Below are 841 nucleotides of genomic sequence, written 5' to 3'. Positions count from 1 at the left end.
CCGGCGATCTCCCGGGCGGCGTCGAACACGAAGCTCAGATCGGCGAAGCCGTCGCCGCGGCGGGACGGGGTGCCGACCGCGATGAACACTGCGTCCGCCTCGGCCACGGCCTCGCGCATATGCGTGCGGAAGGCGAGCCGGCCCTGCCGGACGTTCTCGGCCACCAGCGCGTCGAGCCCCGGCTCGTAGATCGGCATGCGGCCGGCGTTCAGGCTCGCGATCTTGTCCGGATCGCGGTCGATGCAGACGACGCCGTGCCCGAAATCGGCCAGGCACGCCCCGGACACCAGGCCGACATATCCGGCCCCGATCATGGTGATCTTCATCCCAGCTCCGTCATACTTCTTGAACGACCGGTTTCACTCGGGGCGTCATCGAGATGGTTGCTGCTACACGAGGAGTCGCTCTTGATTTAGCGTCCGTAGATATCCTCCACGCGGATGATGTCGTCCTCGCCGGTATAGGAGCCGACCTGCACCTCGATCAGCTCCAGCGGGATCTTGCCGGGGTTGGCCAGCCGGTGCATCGAGCCGATCGGCAGGTAGATCGCCTCGTTCTCGTGGACCAGCGTCACCCGCTCGTCCACCGTCACCTCGGCGGTGCCGCGCACCACCACCCAGTGCTCGGCCCGGTGGTAGTGCTTCTGCAGCGACAGCCGCCCGCCCGGCACCACCTGGATCCGCTTCACCTGGAACCGCTCGCCGATGTCGATCCGCTGGTACCAGCCCCAGGGCCGGTACATCCGCAGATGCGCGTCCGCCTCCGGCTCGCCCGAGGCCCGCAGGGCATTGACGAGGTCCTTCACCTGGCCGGAATGCGCCTTCGAGGCCACCAGCACCGC

Annotated in this window: 2 protein-coding genes; both read right to left on the bottom strand. The window is 67.9% G+C overall.

The window, feature by feature from the left end:
• Positions 1–326: UDP-glucose/GDP-mannose dehydrogenase family protein (locus tag FVE89_RS22515; protein ID WP_160536505.1), on the bottom strand; the 326-nt coding region annotated here is incomplete at its 3' end.
• An 86-nt stretch (positions 327–412) separates the two neighbouring features.
• The coding region (locus FVE89_RS22510; protein WP_160536504.1) for a cupin domain-containing protein at positions 413–841 on the bottom strand (429 nt) is incomplete at its 5' end.

This window comes from Methylobacterium sp. 2A (genome assembly GCF_009806555.1).
Classification (GTDB): Bacteria; Pseudomonadota; Alphaproteobacteria; order Rhizobiales; family Beijerinckiaceae; genus Methylobacterium.
The sequence above is the reverse complement of the archived record's forward strand: the minus strand, read 5'-3'. Positions and strand labels throughout refer to the sequence as shown.